Source organism: Longibaculum muris (genome assembly GCF_004343035.1).
Lineage (GTDB): Bacteria > Bacillota_I > Bacilli_A > Erysipelotrichales > Coprobacillaceae > Longibaculum > Longibaculum muris.
Genome location: NZ_SMCQ01000001.1, coordinates 154688 through 173116, shown reverse-complemented (window position 1 = coordinate 173116; position 18429 = coordinate 154688). Strand labels below are relative to the sequence as shown.

General features: G+C 30.5%; 21 protein-coding genes and 2 other annotated features. Of the genes, 1 reads left to right on the top strand and 20 read right to left on the bottom strand.

The window, feature by feature from the left end:
- Positions 1-3: 3 nt before the first annotated feature.
- From pheS to EDD60_RS00795, 5 genes are all read right to left on the bottom strand, one after another.
- Positions 4-1038, bottom strand: a complete 1035-nt coding sequence (gene pheS / locus EDD60_RS00815) for a phenylalanine--tRNA ligase subunit alpha (RefSeq protein ID WP_082787351.1) — start codon at positions 1036-1038, stop codon at positions 4-6.
- A gap of 32 nt (positions 1039-1070) precedes the next feature.
- Positions 1071-1274 (bottom strand) — a binding site (T-box leader).
- A gap of 59 nt (positions 1275-1333) precedes the next feature.
- Positions 1334-2218: a DUF4299 family protein gene (locus EDD60_RS00810; protein ID WP_066445537.1), complete on the bottom strand. Its 885-nt coding sequence runs from the start codon at positions 2216-2218 to the stop codon at positions 1334-1336.
- Entirely contained in the window at positions 2208-3086 is an 879-nt protein-coding gene (locus tag EDD60_RS00805; protein WP_066445522.1) for a tetratricopeptide repeat protein, read from the bottom strand. Before EDD60_RS00805 ends, EDD60_RS00810 begins: the two co-directional genes overlap by 11 nt.
- Positions 3086-3814: a TrmH family RNA methyltransferase gene (locus EDD60_RS00800; RefSeq protein ID WP_066445520.1), complete on the bottom strand. Its 729-nt coding sequence runs from the start codon at positions 3812-3814 to the stop codon at positions 3086-3088. Before EDD60_RS00800 ends, EDD60_RS00805 begins: the two co-directional genes overlap by 1 nt.
- The gene (locus EDD60_RS00795) at positions 3811-4476 is read right to left on the bottom strand and encodes a M48 family metallopeptidase (protein ID WP_066445516.1); all 666 of its coding nucleotides are present in this window, start codon (positions 4474-4476) and stop codon (positions 3811-3813) included. The genes EDD60_RS00800 and EDD60_RS00795 overlap by 4 nt, the downstream gene beginning before the upstream one ends.
- Before the next feature lie 58 nt (positions 4477-4534).
- On the opposite strand from EDD60_RS00795, the gene sspI reads away from it, so the two are divergent.
- On the top strand, positions 4535-4726 hold the full coding sequence (gene sspI / locus EDD60_RS00790) for a small acid-soluble spore protein SspI (protein ID WP_066445513.1): 192 nt from the start codon (positions 4535-4537) through the stop codon (positions 4724-4726).
- Here sspI and EDD60_RS00785 read toward each other — a convergent pair.
- The 15 genes from EDD60_RS00785 to EDD60_RS00715 all read right to left on the bottom strand — a co-directional run bounded on the left by EDD60_RS00785 (position 4718) and on the right by EDD60_RS00715 (position 18414).
- Positions 4718-5179: a hypothetical protein gene (locus tag EDD60_RS00785; protein ID WP_066445511.1), complete on the bottom strand. Its 462-nt coding sequence runs from the start codon at positions 5177-5179 to the stop codon at positions 4718-4720. The genes sspI and EDD60_RS00785 overlap by 9 nt on opposite strands.
- Positions 5172-6032, bottom strand: a complete 861-nt coding sequence (locus EDD60_RS00780; protein WP_066445506.1) for a hypothetical protein — start codon at positions 6030-6032, stop codon at positions 5172-5174. The genes EDD60_RS00785 and EDD60_RS00780 overlap by 8 nt, the downstream gene beginning before the upstream one ends.
- Before the next feature lie 60 nt (positions 6033-6092).
- A complete protein-coding gene (locus EDD60_RS00775) occupies positions 6093-7202 on the bottom strand; it encodes a S1C family serine protease (protein WP_082787350.1) in 1110 nt (369 codons plus the stop codon).
- Positions 7203-7313: 111 nt separating this feature from the next.
- Positions 7314-8156: a patatin-like phospholipase family protein gene (locus EDD60_RS00770; RefSeq protein WP_066445503.1), complete on the bottom strand. Its 843-nt coding sequence runs from the start codon at positions 8154-8156 to the stop codon at positions 7314-7316.
- Complete coding sequence (locus tag EDD60_RS00765; RefSeq protein WP_066445502.1) at positions 8156-9226, bottom strand: M42 family metallopeptidase; 1071 nt, start codon at positions 9224-9226, stop codon at positions 8156-8158. Before EDD60_RS00765 ends, EDD60_RS00770 begins: the two co-directional genes overlap by 1 nt.
- A 253-nt stretch (positions 9227-9479) precedes the next feature.
- The gene (locus EDD60_RS00760; RefSeq protein ID WP_132226112.1) at positions 9480-9860 is read right to left on the bottom strand and encodes a FliH/SctL family protein; all 381 of its coding nucleotides are present in this window, start codon (positions 9858-9860) and stop codon (positions 9480-9482) included.
- 20 nt (positions 9861-9880) lie between these two features.
- Complete coding sequence (locus tag EDD60_RS00755) at positions 9881-10852, bottom strand: PD-(D/E)XK nuclease family transposase (RefSeq protein WP_132226111.1); 972 nt, start codon at positions 10850-10852, stop codon at positions 9881-9883.
- Between the two features lie 154 nt (positions 10853-11006).
- Complete coding sequence (locus tag EDD60_RS00750; RefSeq protein ID WP_066447330.1) at positions 11007-11777, bottom strand: ABC transporter ATP-binding protein; 771 nt, start codon at positions 11775-11777, stop codon at positions 11007-11009.
- Entirely contained in the window at positions 11770-13068 is a 1299-nt protein-coding gene (locus EDD60_RS00745) for an FtsX-like permease family protein (protein WP_066447332.1), read from the bottom strand. The genes EDD60_RS00750 and EDD60_RS00745 overlap by 8 nt, the downstream gene beginning before the upstream one ends.
- Positions 13069-13168: 100 nt before the next feature.
- Positions 13169-13528 (bottom strand): 50S ribosomal protein L20, encoded by a 360-nt coding sequence (gene rplT / locus EDD60_RS00740; RefSeq protein ID WP_066447338.1) that lies wholly within the window; start codon positions 13526-13528, stop codon positions 13169-13171.
- Between the two features lie 21 nt (positions 13529-13549).
- On the bottom strand, positions 13550-13744 hold the full coding sequence (rpmI, locus tag EDD60_RS00735) for a 50S ribosomal protein L35 (protein ID WP_066447340.1): 195 nt from the start codon (positions 13742-13744) through the stop codon (positions 13550-13552).
- A 15-nt stretch (positions 13745-13759) separates the two neighbouring features.
- Positions 13760-14302, bottom strand: coding sequence for a translation initiation factor IF-3 (gene infC / locus EDD60_RS00730; protein ID WP_066447342.1), 543 nt, complete (start codon positions 14300-14302; stop codon positions 13760-13762).
- A 16-nt stretch (positions 14303-14318) separates the two neighbouring features.
- Positions 14319-14436 (bottom strand) — a sequence feature (ribosomal protein L20 leader region).
- Positions 14437-14480: 44 nt separating this feature from the next.
- Positions 14481-15320, bottom strand: coding sequence for an RluA family pseudouridine synthase (locus EDD60_RS00725; protein WP_066447345.1), 840 nt, complete (start codon positions 15318-15320; stop codon positions 14481-14483).
- Complete coding sequence (locus tag EDD60_RS00720) at positions 15310-16428, bottom strand: glycerate kinase (protein ID WP_132226110.1); 1119 nt, start codon at positions 16426-16428, stop codon at positions 15310-15312. The genes EDD60_RS00725 and EDD60_RS00720 overlap by 11 nt, the downstream gene beginning before the upstream one ends.
- 33 nt (positions 16429-16461) lie before the next feature.
- Positions 16462-18414 carry a P-type ATPase gene (locus tag EDD60_RS00715; protein WP_320108618.1) on the bottom strand — a complete coding sequence of 651 codons (1953 nt, stop codon included), beginning with the start codon at positions 18412-18414 and terminating at the stop codon, positions 16462-16464.
- Positions 18415-18429: the final 15 nt, after the last annotated feature.

Below are 18429 nucleotides of genomic sequence, written 5' to 3'. Positions count from 1 at the left end.
GGCTTACCCCTTTCTCCCAAATTGATTTAAGAATCTTAAATCATCATTATAAAAATCTCTAATATTATCAATGTTGTATTTTAACATAGCCACACGTTCTAACCCAATTCCAAAGGCAAATCCTTGATAAACTTCTGGATCAAAGCCACACATTTCAAGCACTTTTGGGTTAACCATACCAGCCCCTAAAATTTCAATCCATCCTGTATGTTTACACATTGGACAACCTTTTCCTTCACAGTTATGGCAGCTGATATCTACTTCCACACTTGGTTCAGTAAATGGGAAATAAGATGGTCTTAAACGAATCTTACGTTTTTCCCCAAACATTTTTTTAGCAAAAACTTCTAAAGTTCCTTTTAAATCAGCCATTGTAATATTTTTATCAACAACCAATCCTTCACATTGCATAAATTGATGTGAATGTGTTGCATCGTCATCATCACGACGATATGTTTTTCCAGGACAAATGACTTTGATAGGTCCTTTTCCTTGCGCCGCAATCATCGCATGTGCTTGAACTGGTGAAGTATGTGTTCTCATCAAAGTATTTTCATCAATATAGAAAGTATCTTGCATATCTCTTGCAGGATGTCCTTTTGGTAAGTTCATTAACTCAAAGTTATAATGATCACTTTCCACTTCAGGTCCTTCAGCTACTTGATATCCCATACCTAAGAATAATTCTTCAATATCATTTTTAACCACTGATAATGGATGTAAACTTCCTAATGGTAAAGCAGTACTAGGTAAAGTAATATCAATATTTTCACTTGCAAGTTTCGCATTCATTTCAGCTTCTTCTAAAGCCACTTTCTTATCTTCAATAGCTTGTGTAATGTCTTGTTTCACTTTATTAGAAACTTGTCCAAATGCCGCTCTTTCATCCTTAGACATATCTTTCATAGATTTCATAGCAGCTTGCATTGGTCCTTTTTTCCCTAAATAGAATACCCTTAAATCATTCAAATCTTTTAAAGATGTACAATCATGAATCTTTGTTAGGGCTTCATCTTTAATTTGTAATAATTCGTCCATAATTTCCTCCTTCAAATAAAAAAATCGCTCCATATAGGAACGATTATAATCGCGGTACCATCCTAATTCATAACATTCATCTGTTATGCACTTTGATCACAGTAACGTTGTGAATACGGCGATGATTAGTCGCACTCCAAGGTGAATTCAATAAATGCATTGTTAGAAAACTCACAGCATTTGTTTTCCTCTCTTTAACAAATTCTTTACCTACTTGTCCTTTTCATCGTGTTTACTTTTCATATTATAGCCAATCTTACACATAAAAACAAGTCTTTTTTCATTTTCAATCATTTTACCCCATCCTTGATGGAAATTTCTGATTGAGACTTTCTATTTCTTCTTCACTTAAACCATCAAAATAAAAATGCAACGCATCAAATTCATGTAATTCTTTTTTAGAAATTTCACTCATAAAATCATCAAATGGAACATCTCCAAGAATTTCTTCCTTTTCTAAAGAATAAAAAGTCACAATATTTTGATTAGCAGTTATACTTTCACCCGTTTGAAAATTCACACAAGAAAATGGTGTTAAAGGTTCAGTTGGAAAAACAGTATCAACAGTTGCAGTGATTGTATACACACCTAAAATTTGTTCATCTTTCATTCGATAATAACGCGGAGCACAATAATATAAATCAATCACTTGATTATTATGGATATCTTTAGAAAAATGAGATAATTCATGATCATCTAACCAATTCATAACATCTTTTGAGTTAAAGTAATAGGGCCACATTGCACAAAAGAAATTTCCATTTTCATGTTCAGTTAAAAAACTTTTCATCGTATCATAGTTAAAATCCTTTAACCCTAATTTGATGGTTTCAATTTCTTTTATCGAATGAATCTCTCCATCTTGTTCAAAACTATCGGTTTTCCATAAACGACAAAGATGCTCAATTAACATATAAAAATCATCAATTTCTTCACAAGTTGTTGGTAACAGCATATGTAATCCTATCTGATTGGTTTCAGCTTCATTCCATACCACACTTATCCCTCTAGCAATATGGTTAGGATTATAAAGAATAACTTCATTTTTATCACATTCATTAGGTTTTAAAATATAATTATCATCATAACATCCATAAGCAAAATGATTCATTAAAATATCTTTTAATGATAATTTCTTTTTAAAAAACCCTTTTTGTTTAATAACAATATCAACACTCATCTTTCTTTTCCTCCAATTTTTTCATCAATTCTTTTGCTTCAATAACCGCATACATTGTATTTCCATGATTTATAACATATTCAAAATTCTTTATTGCTCGTTCATTATCATTTAATGCCATGTAACATTTTCCCATTTTTAAGGCTGATATAACTTGATAAACAGGTGATAATGAAGCTAATTCCTGAAGGAGTTCAATCGCCTTTAAATAATCTTTTTGATACATTAAATATTGTGCTAAGTGACTTTTTTTAACAAGTTCAAAACTTTTCGAATCAGCTTTTTTATTTTTCAATTGCATACTTTCAATGATGGCAATATTTTGTTGATAAAACTCCTCATGCCTTTTTATTTTTTCTTCTTCACTAAGCAATTCAAATTCAGCAACAATCCGATGATTATTTTTTGTTCCAGCATTTGGATATTGATTTAACAAATCTCGAATTCTTTCCTGATGATTTTGTAATTGTAAGACCGATATGAGATCCATACATATATTTTCTTCATTTAAAACTTTTTGTTTTATCAATTGTGTATAAACATAATTGGCGCGTAAAGGATCACATTTTTCATTGACAAGCGATAATATATGATTAGAAACAGTTAATTCATGGAAAGATAAGCAAACATTATATCCTATTATGATAAATATAACGAGGACAAAAGCTATGATGAGACCTATCCATCCTAATCCTAAATTATAATGCAATGAAAAACCAAATATATTTATATCTGTTTTAGAAAATATAAAAACACATAAAAGAGCTAATAAAATGCATATAAATTTTGTTTTACGACGAAAATCTTTTATATCTTGAATAGATGAATGAATCATATCCTGACAAATTTGATCATGCGTTAAGTCCATTAATTCATCTCCTTAAAATGATACATTGTAATTGCAGCGGCAATGGCTACATTTAAAGATTCAATAGATTGAATCGGAATATACAAGCGTTCATCACATAAATCTAAAATTTCCTGATGAACCCCCTGTCCTTCATTTCCCATAACAAAAGCCATTTGACTGTATCTTTGATGTTGATCAATACTTTGTGCATTTTGTAAACATGTTCCATAGACTTTAACCCCTTGTTGTTTTAAAAAAGTAATGGCTTCTTTTAAATCCATGATACATGTATTCATTTGAAACAAAGCCCCCTGTGTTGAACGAATAACTTTATCATTGTATAAATCAACACAATCTTTTGACATAATGATTTGATCATATCCAAAAGCTAAGGCTGTACGCATAATTGTGCCAACGTTTCCTGGATCTTGCAATCCATCCAACAACAAATATCTTTTCCCTGCTTTTAATAATTCCTGATTTTTATTTTTATAACAGATAGCCATAATAGGTTGAGGACTTTTTGTAAAAGCTAACTTTTCCATCACTTTATCAGAAACATAAAGCGTTTTTTCTACAAATTTCTCCTCTAAAGTTGTAATAAGCATTTGAATACAATTGGCTTTTCTAGCTTCTTCAACCAAATGATATCCTTCAACTAAAAATAAGTCTTTTTCATCACGATATTTTTTCTGTTTTAATTTCATAATTTCTTTTATGGTTTCATTTTGTAATGATGTAATCATATATGAATCTCCTTCAATCTTTTTTGTCTTTGTTTATAATCTGGCATTCTCTTTTCAATTTCCTGATAAAATAAATGGGAATGATTGGCTTGTAAAAAATGTGCTAACTCATGCACAATAACATAATCAATTAAATCTTTCGGCAAATGTATTAATGATAAATTAAAAGTTACTTTATTGTCTTTATAAAAACAACTTCCCCATCGACCTTTATATTTTTTAATTTCTATCAAAGGCATATCTAAATCAAAATCATATGCCAAATATTCAATAATCTTTTCTTGAAGATAATCCATCAATATTTTTTTCAAATACATTTCTACACAATCTTGTATACGAGAATGATAGACATACAAAACATCTTCATGAATTTGACATTTCATTATTTGTACATCTCTCACTGAGAGAGTATATTTCTTTTCATAAATCATAACATAACCTTGATTTTGATAAATTGCATAAGGAACATATTTTTTTAATTGAGGTAATAATTTATCTTGATATTTATATAAATTTTCTTCAATAAAAGAAATTGGTGTATAATAAGGTGCACTCACTTGAATACGACCTTCTTTCACTCTTATCCGAATTGACTTCATATTCTTAAAATAAACATCATAAGAAATGAGTTCTTGATTAAACATAATTTGATAACTTTTCATAAAACTCCTTGAATAAACATGTGAAAATCACCCATATTATATAAGAAAGGGTGATAATATGCGCGAGGCATTATTAATGAACTTAAAAGGCTTTTCAGCTAGTCAGCTTAAACAAACTATAGATGATGGTATAGCATCAAAAGAAGAAACAATCTTAGTTGGATTAGGTGTTCTTTTTGAAGAATACTATAACTCACTAGACGCTTCTTCTCAAATGCAATTCTTGCAAAGTCTTTCAAAATTACTTTAGACCAGATTCTGGTCTCTTTTTTCTTTGATCAACCAAACGATGTGCCCATTTAAATAATTCTGGTGTTCTTTTCCACATTTCTTTCACCATTCTTAAACAAATTAATAGAAACAATATACATAAATTATACTGAAATAAGTCTAAGATAGGAATAAAGAAAATAACCCCACATAAAACCAGTAAAGCAATACATGGCAAGAAAGTGACTTTTTCTTCATAAATATCATAAATAATCTTTGAAATTTCAAAAATTAAATAATCAAACAGCCATATGAGCAAGAAATATAATGTTGTATAAATATCAAAAACAAATAATCTTTGTAAAGCTTCAGCAAAAGTACATTGATAATAATGAATCAATGAAATCATAAATGAAGCAAAAGCTGCAAACAATGTGGCTAAAGCATTTCTAAACATATAAATTGTTATCATATCTTTTCTTGCTTTACTCATGATCATCCACCACCTTTAATGAACCATGCAATTCTAACATAAATGTGTATCCTTTTTGTTGTTTATCGTCTTTCATTAATGTCACAACACAATTAATAGGTCTATCTAACAAACTACCTTGTTCATCATAATATACACTAATTCGATTAGTATTTTTCAAAATATCAGCTGTTTTTCCTTTTATATAAGCAAATCTTTCATAATCATTAATATTATCTTGTTGACCATTATCTTTAAGATATAAATAATCAATAATCATATATGGATATTGTTTTTCAATATTTTTAATCTTTGAAGAAAAATCACCTGTTTTTAGCCATGAAGAAGTGACATACACATTAGAAATAGCGTAATCTTTATTTGCCCCATTATATGTATAAACATCTTGTTTTTGTAAAGGCACTGTTTGATCATAAACTGTTTTATTTTGTCGTTTAATGATAATTTGCACTGATAATTGTGTCAAATCATTTTCTGATAATTTTTCTTTTGTTTCATCTTCACTCAAGGTTAATACTTCATTATCTCCTTTAACAGATAATTGATGTTCAAAAACCAAATCTTTATCTTTTAAAGATGTAACAATCACATGGATAGAATCATCTTTTAATAAAAATTGATCTTTTAATGCTATAATTCTTGCATTACCATGTTTTTGTCCTTCTTTATTTTTGTAGAACTGATATCCATCAATAGAAAGTTCTTCATTTCCACCAGCAAAACAATATTGATAATCATCGGTATTAACATAAGTATGAAACATAAAATTGTTATACCATAAAAACAATGTTGAAATAATAAAACATACGAGAATTCCTGATAAAATTAATTGTCTTTTTAATTCTTTATTCATAATATCACCGCCTTCATTATATATTTTTTCTAAAAAAAAAGAAAGACCTTTCGTCTTTCCTTATGAAGAACCAAGTTTCACTGTAAGTGTAGATGTAGAACCATTACGATTTATCGTTAATTTTACACTATCTCCTGGTTTTTTGGAATAAAGTTTTGTCAAGAAATCCTTGTATGAAGTAATTTCTTCATTATCAAATTTGGTAATGACATCGCCAACTTCAATGCCTGCATTGCTTGCTGCAGAACCACTTTGTACTCCCGCAATATAAATTCCTTTATTTAAATTTGTTTGAATACGATACATATATAATTCATATGATGAATATCCATCCAATGAAACTCCAGAAATACCTAATGTTGGACGATTAACTTTTCCCGTTGAAATAATTTCTTCAACAAGTTTAACGGCATCATTAATTGGTAATGCAAATCCCATTCCTTCAACTGATTCAGAAGAATATTTCATAGATGTAATACCAACAAGCTCACCAGCTGCATTAACCAATGCACCTCCACTATTTCCTGGATTGATAGCCGCATCTGTTTGAATAACATTCATATCCCAATCTTCTTTACCATCATTATTCAAATCAACTGAAACTGTACGTTTAGGTGCCGAAACAATTCCTTGAGTCACTGTTCCCGCATATTCAATTCCTAATGGACTTCCAACTGCAAGAACTGGTTCCCCAGCTTCTAATAATTCTGAATCTCCTGTCTTAAAGGCTTTGACATCAAAATCTACTGTCATTTTTAATACTGCGATATCACCATATTTATCACTACCAATTAGGTTAGCTTTGACTGATTTTCCATTAGAATAAATAACTTCAATAGATTGTGCACCATCAATAACGTGATGATTAGTAATAATATAAACAGTCTTACCATCTGTTTTATAAATCACGCCACTTCCACTACCAGATAATTTATTTCCTTGATAAACAGCAACTCCGACTGTGGATTCTTTAGCTGAAGCGATAACTTTGGTTAAATCTGTTTTCACATCATAATTAACTGTCTCAATTTTAGCATTTGAATTTGTTGATGTGTTTGATGTTGTTGAACCTAGGACTTTATAGAGTAAGAATCCATTACAACTTAATGATACAATAAGTAAAACAACAACAAGCATTTTAAATAATGTATTTTTATTCATTTTTTTCATTTGGATCTTCCTTTCTGCAACATATATTCATTGCTCTTTTTATAGTTATTATCATATTATATAAATGACAAAAGAATATTTTAAAAGTGTGTGAAAATGTCAAAAAAATATCTATTTTAATAATGTTTTAATTTCATCAATATGTTTTATAGCTTCTTGATATCCAAATTGATAAATTCTTTCTATCTTTTGTAAATCTTTTTCAAATGAATCAATTTGTACTTCTAATGTTGGACGTAAAATCAATGCCTTTCCATCTTTTTCTAATTGTTCACAATATTGAACTGTTTCATTATAAAGTTCATGTCGTGTCAATAATGGTTCAACTAATCTAGGATACTTCTTTTTTAAATGACGAGCTGCCACAACGTTCGCTTTTGATAATGTCTTTTGATATCCTTTTGGTCTTGTCAAGACAATAAGCATTTTATCATGACCATCTTCCATAGCTTTTCTAACTGGAATAGGATCACAGATTCCTCCATCATAATACCCTTTTCCATTAATATGTATAACCGGAAAAGCGAATGGTATGGCACATGTTGCCTTCAACATTGTACACTGTTTATCCAATTGTTTACCATCTAGATATTCGCATTCACCTGTCTCAACATTTGTCACCCCAACTTTAATAGTTGTTGGACTATTTAAAAATGTCTCCCAATCAAAAGGGTAAAGTTCATTCGGGATTGTTTCATAAGCAAACTTTAACCCAAACAAACTTTTATCAGTTAAATAATTACGCATTCCTACATAACGTTTATCATGACGATGATTCATTAAAATATCATAATTACGTTTCCTTTGTTTAGACACATAAGAAAATCCATCTGTTATTCCTGCTGAAACCCCAATAACATAGGGGAATTCGATGCCTTGATCAATCAAAGCATCCATGACCCCGCTTGAAAATATTGGTCGAAAAGTTCCACCTTCTAATATGAGTGCACCCATTATCTTTTATCCTCTATCATCTGTGTCATCAATGATTGATCCATTGCTTTTATAAAGGAAACAATTAAATCAACAGTTGCCTGAAAATCATCAGTATGGATAATTGTACGATGTGAATGCATATAACGAGATGGAATAGAAAGCGTAATATTCATAACTCCAGCATCAACCTTGCTTAATTCACCAGAATCAGTTCCTCCTACGCTTGTCATATCATATTGATAAGGTATTTGATTTTCTTGACATATCGCCTCTAATGCTTTTAATAAACCTGTATGCGCAATGGCACTTCCATCCATCACACCTAACGCAACACCTGTGCCTAATTTCACATCACCTTTATCACCAGGAATATCTTGTGAAAATGTTACATCAATAGCAATCGCAATATCTGGTTTAACCATTTGCCCTACTGTTTTAGCGCCACGCAATCCAACTTCTTCTTGAACTGTTCCTGCTCCATAAAGCGTTGGATAAATACTTTCGTCTTTTAATTGTCTGAATACTTCAATTATGACTGCTGCACCAATACGATTATCCCAAGCCTTTGACATCAAACATTTTTTATTACCCATAACTGTAAATTCTGAAACTGGTGTAATTGGATCACCTTTACGAATTCCTAAATCAATAGCTTCTTGTTTATTCAAAACCCCGACATCAATAAAAGCATCTTGAGGTGCAGTCACTTTATTCATTTCCTCAGCAGTTTTGCCATGTGGTGCCATTGAACCAAAAACGCCTTTAATTTCATTTCCTTCTCTTGTTGTAATAACTACTAATGAAGATGGTAAGTTCTGTCCCATCCATCCTCCCACTGGTATAACATGAATAAAACCTTGTTCATCAATATCTTTAACTAAAAAACCAATTTCATCAATGTGACCTGTCAATAAAACTTTTAGTTGACCAGTTCCTTTTTTTATTCCAATTAGACTTCCTAAATTATCATATTCTATTTCATCAACACAATCTTCAATATAAGATTTCATAACACGTGTTGCTTGTTTTTCAAATCCAGAAATTCCATTAACTAAACTTATATTTTTCAACATTTCTAAATCTACCATTTTATTTCCTCCTTGATTTTTCTATTATATAACGATTTTTAAGTGAAAACAAACCATTTAAATATTCTAAATCACTACAAGTATGCACATACTCTTTTACTTTCAAACACCAATCATTACATATTTCATCAAAAAGGATGCTGTATTCTTATTTTTTTAATAAAAATAAAAAGAGAATATGGAGTTACTGAATTGCAATTCAGTAACTCATTTTCTCCTTTTCGTTTATAAACATTTCAAAATTATTCTAGACTTATAAAAATGACAAGACTTTTTCTTTTAATTCCTTATATCCAATATCTGTTAAAATAAATTGAATAAATATATCAATTTGTTCTGGACTACACTCTTTTAGCCACTCTCCATCTTGATGGTATTTCATCTCATATTGTCGCTTTGCCATTTCTAGCTTACCTTCTGATAGTCCTTTCAATAGTCCTTGTTCCAATCCTTGCTCCAATCCTTGTTCCAATCCTTGTTCCAATCCAATTTTCTTTCCTACTAGAAGTCCTTCTTCCAACCCAGCCTTCTTGGCATATTCTACATCTACATCGTGCCATTCCTGAAAATCATACTGCACCTGATATCTTGCATCCACTTCCTTTATCTTCTTCTTATCCTTGATAAACTTCACGACGACATCATCACCTTTCTTCAGGATACTAAATTCATGATCTTCTCCTTAAGTTCACTTGATTCTATATCTGTTAATATCAGTTGGCTAAAATAATCTAATTGTTCTTGCGTGCATTCCTTTAGCCACTCTCCATCTTGATGGTATTTCATCTCATATTGTCGCTTTGCCATTTCTAACTTTCCTTCTGATAGTCCTTTCAGTAGTCCTTGCTCCAATCCTCGATCCAATCCAACTTTCTTTCCTACTAGAAGTCCTTCTTCCAATCCAGCCTTCTTGGCATATTCTACATCTACATCATGCCACTCCTGAAAATCATACTGTACCTGATATCTTGCATCCACTTCCTTCACCATCTTCTTATCCTTTATAAACTTGTTGTATTTCTTCTTCATCATCTTAATCATCCCTTCCTTTTCTTCATATTTGATTCCTTCTACATTTCCATTCTCCATTAAATAAATCAATGCTTCAAATTCACTTAGACATTCTTTTTCACTGGCTATTTTATTGACATAAGGAAGATACACATAGATTGTTGTCTGCAGATATCCCAACTGAGAAATATTGTATGTATTCTTGGCATAGAAATCATCCATCAATCTTGGACAACGCTTATCAATATCTCTGATGAACACAATCTGAATCAGTTCCTTCAGTTTTCCTGATGTATCTCCCGCTTCCAGCTGATAGTCAATCAGACGACAGGAATAATGAATGAAGCGTCTATTGAGAAAGACGCTCATCTTGGAATTCTGCATTTCCATATCAATTTCATATTGGTTGTTTTGCATATGAATATCCAAGATATTGTTTTTCATGCGAATCATCTGAGGTGTTAGTTCTGGATTCGCCACACTTAAATCGTGAATCGGGACAAGGGGAATGATATTTTTCAAAAGAAATTCTCTTAACCGCTTGGATTCACTGGTATTTTGACCAAAGGTCAGTTTAAAAAAGACATCTGATACATAATAATTTTTTTCACTCATAAATTAACCCTCCTACTTATATATACGCTAGGAAAGTCTCATTTTTCTTTTTTTATTTTCAACTTTTTCAAAAAAATTTTAACACACATCACTTATATTTTCAATAAGCAAATTTTAGCTTTATAAAAAAAGATTTAAACATTATGTTTAAACCTTAATCAACAAATAATTTTTGTGATTCAACAGAATTAACATCAACAATTTTATAAAAATATTCTTTTTGTGATAAATCTCCTCGTTCTATTGTTTCCGCTATCTTCCCATCTTTAATATACAAGAGTTTTTGTGAATAGCTAGCAATCATCGAATCATGAGTAACCATTAAAATAGATACCCCATCATTATCATTTAGGCTTTTAAACAACTCTAAAAGTTCATGTGAATGAGCACTATCTAAATTACCTGTTGGTTCATCAGCAACAATCAGTTTAGGCTTTGTAACAAGTGCTCTTGCAATTGCTGCTCTTTGTCTTTGACCACCAGAACATTCATAAGGATATTTTTCTAATAAAAATTCTACATTTAATCTTTTAGCCACTGTTAAAATACGTTCTTTAATTTCATCCGAAGAAATATTTGATAATGAAAGAGGAACAGCAATATTTTCAAAGATTGTTAATGAATCTAAAAGATTAAATTCCTGAAAAATGAATCCTAAATTTTCATAACGAAAACGACCAACTTCATTTTCTCCCATTGTCCTTACTTCTTTTCCATTAATAAAGACTTTCCCCTTAGTAGGTACATCAATCGTCGATAAATTATTAATAAAGGTTGATTTACCAGAACCAGATGGTCCCATAACACAAATAAAATCACCCTCATACATTGTCAAAGAGACATCAGACAATGCAGTCACTGGATTTTTTGTTTCAATTCCATATACTTTAGTTACATGATCAGCAACTAAGATTTCCTTACTCATAACGAACACCTTCCTTCAAAACTTTCAATACTGAATTTCTATAAGATATATAAGTGACAATCGCAGCTAAAAAAGCTGATAAAATTTGAGCTAAAATAACGGTTATCATAAATTCTAGCGTTATACCTTGATGAATAAATGCTTGAATCAAAGCAACAATAATATATAGAAATGGTAGTCCCACAAGCACACTATAATAATAGCTCACTTCCTGCTTAATAATATCGAGCAATTGATGATAAGAATAACCAAGTTTATATAAATTATAATAAAACATTTTACGTGTCATTGCTTCCATTGAATATTTATAAAGAATACTCGCTAATAACAATAACATAACAACAATATAACCGACAATTGCTGTAATCATTTCTCGAGGATTATCTTGTTGAGAAATCATGATAGCAATCATAACACTCGTTGAAACGCCATAAATTCCTATTAATAAAATTGAATGTTGCAAAGAATACAACAAATTAGAAAGTGATATTAATTTCAAAGGATGAGTTAAATAACGTTTATCCTTCCATTTTTTTAACCAATTAGGTAAACAATATTTAAGCATCCCACCAATCCCTAAAACACCAATACAACAAGGAAATAAAGCTGATGTTGATGAATAAGGAGAAGTCAATAAAATTATCAAACCAAACAAATAAATAAACCAATAAAGAAATGTAGGTAATTGGATAATCCGATTATCCTTAACTTCAGTACGTTGTTCCTGTGATAACATATATTGAATATCCTTACGATAAACAAATCCTGATGCATAAACAAGCTGAGCCCCAATAATAGCACAAATACAAATCAAAGTATCAAAGATTGCATTCATTGGTAAATAGAAAAAATAAATCGTTAAAGCTAGGTAATGATAAATGCATTGATTAACAAACATAGATATCAACGCACCTATGAAGATACCAAGAGGAAATGCAATCAAGGTCATCACAAAATTTTGATAAAATAAATACATTGTTGTATCAATAAAACCTGATCCTGACATTGTCATAATAGCAATCTCTTTTGTCTTTCTAGAAATATAAAAATTATTAGCAAAAATAATCATAAAAGCACAAAAGATAATAATAATAAAAGATAAAGTTGTAGAAAAAGGTATATCCATGACCATTTGTTGCGACATTGTTGTTTTTTCCATTAAATATGTATTATCAATAATATTAAAAAATAAAAAAGTCACAGCAATTGTCAAACATAATGTCAAAATATAAATCAAACTTTTCTTATACTCTTTTTTCAACATCTTAAGCGAAAACTTCAAAGTTCCCATCCATTCCAACTCCTTATAAACCCATATTTATAAGTATAAAACGAATACATAAAACAGTCAACAAAATAAAAAAGAGGCCTCTCTCTAGCCTCTTTAATCATTATTTTTCTAAAGCTTTTTTAGCAGTATCTACAATTGCAGTAAATCCTTTAGGATCAGCAATAGCGATTTCTGATAACATTTTTCTGTTGATTTCAACATTAGCTAATTTTAAACCATGCATTAATTGAGAATATGAAATGTCATTCATTCTAGCTGCAGCGTTAATACGTGCAATCCATAATTTTCTCATTTCACGTTTTAAATTTCTTCTATCTCTATAAGCATATTCTAATGAGTTCATGACTTGTTCATGAGCTGTTTTATATAATGTATGCTTAGAACCAAAGTATCCTTTGGCTAATTTTAAGACTTTCTTTCTTCTACGTCTAGTTGTATATCCACCTTTAACTCTTGCCATATTTCTTTCCTCCTATTTCAATTACCCTTGTAATCTTGATTTAATACGCTTCATATCTGAAGGGTGTACTAAAGCTGCTTTTGCTAAGTGTTTCTTTTGTTTATGAGTCTTGTTATGAGATAAATGTGAAACATACGCATGTCCACGTTTTAATTTACCTGAACCTGTTCTTTTTAAACGTTTTTTAAGACCACTGTGAGATTTCATTTTTGGCATAATTCTGTCCTCCTGTTATTTCTTCTTTGGTGCTAATATAGCAGTCAATGTTCGTCCTTCTAGTTTCGCTGGTTTTTCAACAACACAATAATCAGCACATTCAGCAACGAAGTCATCTAGTATTTTTTGACCAATATCAATGTGAGCTAATTGTCTACCTCTAAAACGAACAGCGATTTTTACCTTATCACCAGCTTCAAGCCATTTTAAAGTTCTTTTTAACTTCACATTCTTATCATGGACATCAATTGTTGGTGATAATTGTGTTTCTTTTAAAGAGACAACCTTGGAATTTTTCTTCATTTCTTTTTGTTTCTTTTGTTGCTCAAAACGATATTTTCCATAGTCCATAATACGACATACTGGTGTCTTGGCTTTTGGTGCCACACAGACTAAATCTAAGTTTGCATCATAAGCAGTATTAATGGCTGCATTACGAGACATCACGCCTAATTGGTCACCGTTTTGATCAATTACCAAAACTTCTTTAAAACGAATTTTTTCATTTACCAAGTCATCATTTGTTGATTGGTTGTTATACTTGCTAATAATAGCCACCTCCTATAAATTTTGTAGTACAAATAAAAAGTGAGCACATAAGTACCCACATTGACATTAAGATAAGTATCTTAGTGACATTTGCCTAGCGTTATAGACACTCAGGCGAGAAGCAGGCACTTCTTCTTTCCACTACTTTTCATTTACTGGTACATCATAACGAATTTTATCGCATATGTCAACCTTTTTTAAAAAGTTTTTGAAAAGACGCTGGCGTTTTTGAAATAAAACGCATTTCTTTATGAGTTAAAGGATGAATAAACATTAATTCATGAGCGTGTAATCCTAATCTTTTGATTGGATTGGTGTGTGCCCCATATTTATCATCACCGATAATTGGATGATGTAATGAAGATAAATGAACACGAATTTGATTCTTACGACCTGTATCTAAATAGACTTCTAACATACTATATTGTCTATTCGATTGAATGACTTTATAATGAGTAATTGCTTTTTTCCCTTTGTCTTTGCTTGTAATATAAACATTTTGTGTTTTAGATTCAGCAAGATAATTTTCAATTGTTCCTTTTGGTTGTTTCATTTTTCCTTCTACAATAGCAATATATCCTCTGACTTTTATATATTTATTCCAATCATGAGTTAATAAATCATAAAGCTTCTTCGATTTAACAAACATTAAAATACCAGATGTATATTGATCTAAACGATGAACCAAAAAAATATTTTCCTTTTTCTTAGCTAAATATTGTTTCACAATATAATAAGCCGTCTTTTGACTCTCTTTAGCTGTTTGTTCACTTAATAATCCACATGGTTTATCAATAACAATCAATTCTTTATCTTCATAAAGAATTGAAAAAGGCAAACTTTCTTTCTTTGCATTGATTTCAACTATTTGTCCTACCTGTAAAGCATATGCATAATAAGTTTGAATAGACCCATCAACATAAATATTTTCAAATTTCAATAAATTCTTAATATCATTTCTTTTCTTATGTGTAACTTCTAATAAAAATTCCATTAAAGGCATGGCCTTATCAACTTTATACTTCATTTTTAATATCCTCCATATGTGCTTTTACACATTGACAAAGATTCTCTTTTCCCTTTTTTAAAGCCATTGATAAAGGCATATCCTCAGGGCTAATTGCGTAAATATTTTTAAAACCTAAAGCCTTTAAAACATCAAGATCTTCAACCTTACCAGCAAAGGCAAAAACATCTTTATGATATTTTTGTGCAATCTTTAAAACACCATAAGGTGTCTTTCCATATTGTGTTTGTTTATCAATCTTTCCTTCACCTACAATAACCTTATCACACTTTGCAATATGTTTTTCTAATTCAACAATTTCACTAACAACTTCAAAACCAGGTAATAACTTTGCTTGACAAAAGGCACATAAAGCATAACCTAAACCTCCAGCCGCTCCAGTTCCTGGTTGATTTTGATAATCATAATTATAAATTTCATCAACTTTTTTAGCATAGTCTTTCATTGCCTTATCAATGGTTGCCATTTCTGTTTGTTTTACACCCTTTTGTCCGCCATAAATATAAGTTGCACCATTGTCTCCACATAATGGATTGGTAACATCACAAACTCCTATAATCTCAACATTTTTTAAACGTTCATCTAACAAAGACACATCTATTGTTTGAATATGAGCAAGTCCAGCCATTGTTGGTATAACATTTTTATTGTGTTCATCTAAAAACTGAACACCTAAAGCACTCATCATTCCTATTCCACCATCATTTGTAGCACTTCCACCTAAACAAATCATAAGCTTTTTCACATGGTGATCAAGTGCTTTTAAAATCAATTCACCTAATCCATAAGTTGAAGTATGATAAGGATTCTTTTGATCTTCTGTTAATAACTCCAAACCACAAACCTTCGCACATTCAATAATCGCAATATCATCCACATATCCAACAGCAACTGCTCTTTTTTCTAACCTTACACCTTTTACCCAATAGGTTTCTATTTTTCCATTCATAGCACTAACTAATGTTTCTAACGTTCCTTCACCCCCATCAGCTAAAGGCGTTAATACACTCTCAATACCATAAGCATCTAAGGCTTCAAAAATCGCCTCACTGGCTTCAATAGCACTCATACTTTCTTTAAAAGAATCTGGTGCAACAACAATTTTCATTATCCATTCCTCCAAAAAAAGAGTAGAAAAATTCTACTCTAAAATAAATGTTGAACTACTCATAACAAAAGCACTAACCATCATTTCAACCAAAATAGCAATCCATAATGGTAAAGCCGTAAATGAAATAACAGCAACTAAAACAGCCAATTTCATAAAAATCGTTAAAATATTATTACCTACAGCAATGGTACGCATCTTTCTAGCAATTAAGAAAGTCTCATAAACTTTATTCAAATCAGAATCAATTAAAACAATATCACTATTTTCAACAACCTTAGAATCAGCTAAACCACCACGTGAAATTCCAACATAACTCTTTTGTAAAAGAACAATATCTTTAAAACTATCACCAATATAAACAATTGGTCCAATTAAAGAATCCATCTTTTCTAATTTTTCTTCAACAGTTAAATCATTATAAATTGTATATTGATCATTCTCTAAAGCCACTGGCCCATCATTAAAAATAACCAAAGTTCTTCCCATATGAGATAACTTCTTAAATAAATCCAATTCTTCTTCGGTTACCTCAACACCATCAAAACGATCATAAACAATTGTTTGAGCAGCATTAACAGAATCCAATCCTAAAGATGATTCAACAATAATACCACTTTCAAAAGCCTTAGCAAATCCTGCTAACATCCCAATTGCAGTTGACTGATCACTTGATAAAGCCCCAGATAAAATCAATAAAATTGCTCCAACATGAATATATTGACCATACTCATCAAAACTAACGATTGGTAAAATAATACCCAAAACAATCCCTAAAGTTACCATTACAGGTGTATAAAAACGGGAAAGGATTTTTGTATATTGTTCAATTTTTGACTCATATACAGGCGCAACACTCGCAATATTCATTAATTCATTCAAGTTAGAACTTTCATAAGTTTCATTAACTTGAATATGAATAGAATTTTCACCAGCATTGACATCTCCACTATGAACTTCACTATGATCACTTACATCAACCAATTCATAAGTACTTGTATTTGAATAAGTATTTAACTTCGTACTTCCTTTAACAATAACTCCAGGAATTGGAATTGTTTCCCCAGGTTTAATTTCAAGCACATCGCCAATCTCAACATCATAAAGTGAAACTTCTTCACTTGTATCTTGTTGAACTCTCATACCTCTTTCCGGCATTGTGACAGCCTGATCAATTTTATGTAAAGAGCGCTCTAATACCTTTGTCAAAATAGGTCCAGCCACTTGATATAATATCACTGCAAGACATGTTTCAACATATACACCTGAAGCAATTCCCATCAATAAAGCACATAGAACCAAAACATCTTCATCTAAGAAATTATTATGACGTAATTTTGTCCATACTCTTTTCAACAATGGCTCAGCTAAAACTAACATCGTTGCTAACCATAAAAATGGTGTCACTTGACTATGATCTTTAGAAGTAATTAACGCTAATGAAAAAACAACAAGTAAAATACCAATACGAATATAAGTATTTAAATATTTTTGATTAAAAACATCTTGTGAACGAATAGGTTTACGATGTTCAATAATTTCAATAGATGGATTAATCTTAAATAATTCTTTACGTAATAGACTTAAAACATCACGTTGTGAAGATACTAACATTAAGACTTTATTTTGTGAATCATAATAAACATCATGATATCTTTGATCTTCTTCAAGACGTTTGACTAAAACATAAATATCATCTTCAGTAATCATATTTTTAAACATAAAATAATGTTTACTTTCTTTTTTTTGTGCAAAATCATATTGACGCTTTTGTCCATCAACAACTTCTTTAACAATTAATTCTTTATTTATATTTTGAATCAAATGAGACAATGCATCAATATCTATACAATTAAAGACAATATTATCCTTATTGACTTTAATATGTGAAACCTGTTCTTTAGAATTGAGTTCTAAACTTAAATTATTTAACTCCTCAACAGAGTGGATATTTGATATTTCAAATGTTTTTTTCGCCAAAATCATCACCCTTTCTCTTGA

Excerpts from the sequence above, each read along its gene's own strand:
- pheS (WP_082787351.1), bottom strand. The coding sequence starts at position 1,038 with ATGGACGAATTATTACAAATTAAAGATGAAGCCCTAACAAAGATTCAT.
- EDD60_RS00810 (WP_066445537.1), bottom strand. The coding sequence starts at position 2,218 with ATGAGTGTTGATATTGTTATTAAACAAAAAGGGTTTTTTAAAAAGAAA.
- EDD60_RS00805 (WP_066445522.1), bottom strand. The coding sequence starts at position 3,086 with ATGGACTTAACGCATGATCAAATTTGTCAGGATATGATTCATTCATCT.
- EDD60_RS00800 (WP_066445520.1), bottom strand. The coding sequence starts at position 3,814 with ATGATTACATCATTACAAAATGAAACCATAAAAGAAATTATGAAATTA.
- EDD60_RS00795 (WP_066445516.1), bottom strand. The coding sequence starts at position 4,476 with ATGAAAAGTTATCAAATTATGTTTAATCAAGAACTCATTTCTTATGAT.
- sspI (WP_066445513.1), top strand. The coding sequence starts at position 4,535 with ATGCGCGAGGCATTATTAATGAACTTAAAAGGCTTTTCAGCTAGTCAG.
- EDD60_RS00785 (WP_066445511.1), bottom strand. The coding sequence starts at position 5,179 with ATGAGTAAAGCAAGAAAAGATATGATAACAATTTATATGTTTAGAAAT.
- EDD60_RS00780 (WP_066445506.1), bottom strand. The coding sequence starts at position 6,032 with ATGAATAAAGAATTAAAAAGACAATTAATTTTATCAGGAATTCTCGTA.
- EDD60_RS00775 (WP_082787350.1), bottom strand. The coding sequence starts at position 7,202 with ATGAAAAAAATGAATAAAAATACATTATTTAAAATGCTTGTTGTTGTT.
- EDD60_RS00770 (WP_066445503.1), bottom strand. The coding sequence starts at position 8,156 with ATGGGTGCACTCATATTAGAAGGTGGAACTTTTCGACCAATATTTTCA.
- EDD60_RS00765 (WP_066445502.1), bottom strand. The coding sequence starts at position 9,226 with ATGGTAGATTTAGAAATGTTGAAAAATATAAGTTTAGTTAATGGAATT.
- EDD60_RS00755 (WP_132226111.1), bottom strand. The coding sequence starts at position 10,852 with ATGAGTGAAAAAAATTATTATGTATCAGATGTCTTTTTTAAACTGACC.
- EDD60_RS00750 (WP_066447330.1), bottom strand. The coding sequence starts at position 11,777 with ATGAGTAAGGAAATCTTAGTTGCTGATCATGTAACTAAAGTATATGGA.
- EDD60_RS00745 (WP_066447332.1), bottom strand. The coding sequence starts at position 13,068 with ATGGGAACTTTGAAGTTTTCGCTTAAGATGTTGAAAAAAGAGTATAAG.
- rplT (WP_066447338.1), bottom strand. The coding sequence starts at position 13,528 with ATGGCAAGAGTTAAAGGTGGATATACAACTAGACGTAGAAGAAAGAAA.
- rpmI (WP_066447340.1), bottom strand. The coding sequence starts at position 13,744 with ATGCCAAAAATGAAATCTCACAGTGGTCTTAAAAAACGTTTAAAAAGA.
- EDD60_RS00725 (WP_066447345.1), bottom strand. The coding sequence starts at position 15,320 with ATGAAGTATAAAGTTGATAAGGCCATGCCTTTAATGGAATTTTTATTA.
- EDD60_RS00720 (WP_132226110.1), bottom strand. The coding sequence starts at position 16,428 with ATGAAAATTGTTGTTGCACCAGATTCTTTTAAAGAAAGTATGAGTGCT.
- EDD60_RS00715 (WP_320108618.1), bottom strand. The coding sequence starts at position 18,414 with ATGATTTTGGCGAAAAAAACATTTGAAATATCAAATATCCACTCTGTT.